Genomic DNA, 4314 nt, shown 5'->3' with positions numbered 1-4314 from the left:
TCTTTAGTTAGGAAAACATTGTAGGTTCTCTTGTCATCCACATCAGTTGTCCGTCGAAGCATATTTTTCTTAATTAAATTGTTAACTATTTTGGAAACTGTCGTGTAATCTTTTTCTACTATTTCAGCTAATTGATTTTGTGAGATTCCTTCTTGGTAATTAAGAGCAGTCATAATTTTCCACTGCTCGAATGTAAGTGGACAATTAAGCTCTCTAAATCTTTTATTCAAACCAAATCCAATCAATCGGGAAAGTGTTACTACTTTAAGCCCTATTGATTTATTGTAATCATATCCCTTCATAATTCACCTTCCCTTCTCTTCATACAAAATAAGTGCAAATGCAGGTACTTAAATAGAGTATCACAAACTATGTGCATATGCAACTATATTGAATCTGGGATAAGTAGAGGTGGGATTTTACTGGACTAACAGGCGCTTTGGTTTATCGACACATGTAGAAAAGTCCACTACAGGCTTTCCTTTTTCTCTATTTCGTTGGCACTTTATCACTTAGCTTTAACCTTACAATTTCTTCAGCAGTTGTCTAATAGCTATAAAGTCGCCTTGATTTATATTAAAGCCTTAGATGATCCGGAAGGCAAAAAAAATCGGAAAGCCCGTCATCATGGGCTTTCCGATTTTTCGATTCTATTCTCTTTTTTAAGTCATTTCCACACCCAACTCAGAAACACCGTCATACCGACATTCTCCTCAAAAAAAATGACCTCATTTATGATAAGCATGCCCATGGATAATCCGGAAAGCGCGGTAGATCTGTTCGACGAGCACGAGGCGCATGAGTTGGTGCGGGTAGGTCAGTTTGCCGAAGGAGATGTGTTGGTTGGCGCGGGACAGGACGGCTTGGCTGAGGCCGAGCGAGCCGCCGATGATGAAGACGATGTCGCTTTTGCCGGAGGTACCGAGTTTGTCGATTTCGTTGGCGAATTCCACCGAATCGTACTGTTTTCCCTGGATTGCCATCGCGAATACGTAGCTCTGTTCCGGGATTTTTGCGAGGATCTTTTCTCCCTCTTTGTCCTTGATCATTTCCATCTCTTTATCGCTCAGGTTTTCGGGCGCTTTTTCGTCCCCGACTTCGATGATCTGCAGCTTGCAGTAGCTGCCGAGCCGCTTCGTGTATTCGGCGATTCCCTCCTTCAGATATTTCTCCTTCAGTTTTCCGACCGTTATGATTTTTATGTTCATTCCTTTTCGCTCCTTTTTCTTCTCATCTACTATCCTATGGGAACAATGGCGATTTCGCAACGTCTTTTTGTTTGACAGATTGTTGACGAAAATGTAGCTAGGATTTCCTGTTTATCTTATTATTAACCAAACTGGTTATACAGTCTTATTATAATATGAAGAAAAGTGCAATTTTCGACTGAAAAAGGCGTGAAAACCAGTTGCTTTTTTCTGTAAATGATTTAAGATTAATTTCGAATGAAGTCACCCACTATCCAGAACCGCTAAAGTGGTGAGATGAATTTCAGTTAATTATCGGTGAATGTTGCTTTTCTTTTCTGCGTTTTGTGTACTTTGAGTAGTAAATTAGGGTAAGAAACGAGGGGACAAGCATGTTGAGAGCCTACCAATTTCGACTCTATCCAAACAAAGAGCAGCAGTCCTATTTTGCTAACTATTTTGGTTCGGTTAGATTTATTTACAATCAGATGCTAGCTGATAAAATCGATCACTACAAAAAGACTGGGAAAATGCTTAAAAACACACCCGCTCAGTATAAAGAGGAGTTCCTATTTTTAAAAGACGTGGACAGCCTCGCACTTGCCAATGCGCAGCTGAACTTGGAAAAAGCCTACAAAAACTTCTTCCGGGAAAAATCCGTCGGTTTTCCGAAATTCAAAACCAAACACAAATCAAAAGCTTCCTACACCACCAACAACCAAAGCGGAAACATCCGCATCGAAGACGGAAAAATCAAACTTCCGAAAATCGGATTCGTCACAATCAAACAGCACCGGGATTTTGACGGAGTGATCAAATCCTGCACCATTTCCATGAACAAGGCGGGCAAGTACTTCATTTCCATTTTGGTGGAACAGGAAACGCCTGAATGGCTGCCGGCTGAACACAAAATTGGCATCGATCTAGGCCTTTCCGACTTCGCCATCACCACAAATGATTCCGACGAATCCGTGAAATATGCGAACCCAAAATGCCTAGATCGGTCCGAAAAGAAAATCAAGAAAGCCCAACGCGCCTTGTCCCGCAAGCAAAAAAGGAGCAAAAACCAGGAAAAAGCACGCTTGGTACTGGCCAAAAAGCACGAAAAGATTGCGAACCAACGCAAAGACTTCCTGCACAAACTCTCCAACCAAATCACGAACGAAAACCAAGTCATCGTGATCGAGACGCTGCGGAGTTCGAATATGATGAAGAACCACAAACTCGCGAAAGCGATTGGGGACGTCAGTTGGTACGAATTCAGCCGACAGTTGGGATACAAAGGGGAATGGAAAGGCCGAACGCTCATCAAGGCAGACAGGTTCTATCCGTCGAGCCAAATCTGTTCCGCTTGCGGACACCGCGACGGCAAGAAAGCTTTGCACATCCGTGATTGGACCTGTCCGAACTGCGGCATAACCCATGACCGGGACATCAATGCCAGCAAGAACCTCTTGGCTTTGGCCAAGTAAAAGAAAATCACTGAGGCAGGGACTGCCTTTCGAGCCTACTCAATATCCATTCCCGCTGTCTGCAAAGACATATGCAGGCAAGGAAGGAGTTCGTAGGAAGCTCCCATTAAACTAATCTATATGGATTGGTTTAATGGGGGTAGTTCACGATACCCTTATGCTTTTGAGTTGCTTAATCATGCAGTAGCATTATAATGAAGTTACAAATCCTATCTGCATGCTATTTGAGAGGAGAATTTGAACCATTGTGTTAAAGAAATTTTCGACTTGGTCTGTTTCGCAAAAGATCGCAACGAGCTTCGCCTTTGTTATCTTTACGGGCTCTCTTTTATTGACATTGCCTATCAGCCAATTACCCACATCAAATGCGACATATCTGGATAACCTGTTCACGTCTGTGTCCATGGTGTGCGTGACCGGATTGTTTACGGAGTCCGTCCATGATTCCTACACCGTTTTTGGACAGATTGTCGGCATGGTATTGATGCAGATCGGCGGACTGGGATTGATGACGCTGATCGCTTCTGTCATTACCCGCTTAAGGGGCCGCATGGGTCTCCGCAACCGGCTGGCCGTCCAGGAAGGGATTAACCGCGGCGATGCCCGCGGGTTCAGGGAATACCTTTCGGACATCCTGAAATATACAGCCGTCATCGAAGGAACTGGATTCCTCCTGCTGTCTTTCCGCTTCGTTCCGGAGTTGGGCTGGGCATCCGGCCTGTTCACCTCCCTCTTCCTTTCGATTTCCGCATTCTGTAATGCCGGATTCGATCCGATGGGGAACATTAGCTTGATCGAGTATGTCCATGACCCTTTGGTGAACTTCACCATCACTTCCCTTATCATCCTGGGCGGTATCGGTTTCTCGGTCTGGTTCGACGTATCGAAAAGTGTCAAATGTTATCTTGGTAAAAAGTGCAGGCCTAGCCTAAGGATTTTCTTCCGCGGCTTGTCCTTGCATAGCCGGTTGGCGTTGGGCGTGACTGGGATCGTCATCTTGGTGGGTATGCTGTTCTTTGTCGCCATCGAATACAATAATCCGGATTCGATTGGTACCTTCACACTCCCACAAAAACTGATGACTGGCTATTTCCAGACTGTAACGATGCGTACCGCAGGCTTTGCGACTATCGACTACACGCTGGTCTATCCTTTCACTTTGTTCTGGTTCATCATCACGATGTTCATCGGAGGATCTCCCGGCGGTACTGCCGGTGGTTTGAAGACAACTACATTCGCCATCATTGTGCTGTTGCTCTATAACGAGCTGCGGGGCCAAAGCAATGTGAACATCGCGAACCATACCATCAGCGTTCAGCAGGTTCGTCAAGCCTTCGTCATCTTCATGGCTCTTCTGGGAACTTTGATTCTCGGCACCAGCCTACTAAGTATCCTGAACCCTGAAGTCGACTTCATCTATATTCTGTTTGAATCCATTTCCGCACTTGCGACCGTCGGAGTCAGCGCAAACCTGACGCCTACTTTGGGGCGTCTGAGTCAAGCAGTCATTATGTTTTTGATGTTCGCCGGCCGCATAGGCCCGATTACTTTGGTGGATAGTTTAGCCAGAAGCACGCAAAAAGTTCATGATGTTGAATTTTCTAAAGGAAATATCCTAATCGGATAATAGCAAAGAGGAGCGTATCAAATTATGA

4 protein-coding genes are annotated in these 4314 nt (G+C 44.7%); 2 read left to right on the top strand and 2 right to left on the bottom strand.

The features are described from left to right. Positions 1-302: MarR family winged helix-turn-helix transcriptional regulator (locus WBV27_RS09720; RefSeq protein WP_424201582.1), on the bottom strand; the 302-nt coding region annotated here is incomplete at its 3' end. 426 nt (positions 303-728) lie between these two features. Continuing rightward, the gene (gene rlmH / locus WBV27_RS09715; protein WP_319468006.1) at positions 729-1208 is read right to left on the bottom strand and encodes a 23S rRNA (pseudouridine(1915)-N(3))-methyltransferase RlmH; all 480 of its coding nucleotides are present in this window, start codon (positions 1206-1208) and stop codon (positions 729-731) included. A gap of 371 nt (positions 1209-1579) precedes the next feature. Between rlmH and tnpB the strand changes: the two genes are divergently transcribed. Further along, positions 1580-2659, top strand: coding sequence for an IS200/IS605 family element RNA-guided endonuclease TnpB (tnpB, locus tag WBV27_RS09710; protein ID WP_424201580.1), 1080 nt, complete (start codon positions 1580-1582; stop codon positions 2657-2659). 247 nt (positions 2660-2906) lie between these two features. After that, complete coding sequence (locus tag WBV27_RS09705; RefSeq protein ID WP_424201578.1) at positions 2907-4286, top strand: TrkH family potassium uptake protein; 1380 nt, start codon at positions 2907-2909, stop codon at positions 4284-4286. Positions 4287-4314: the final 28 nt, after the last annotated feature.

It is taken from the genome of Trichococcus sp. (genome assembly GCF_049589555.1).
Lineage (GTDB): Bacteria > Bacillota > Bacilli > Lactobacillales > Aerococcaceae > Trichococcus.
Note: the sequence above shows the minus strand (reverse complement) of the source record. Positions and strands in the feature narration are given on the sequence as shown.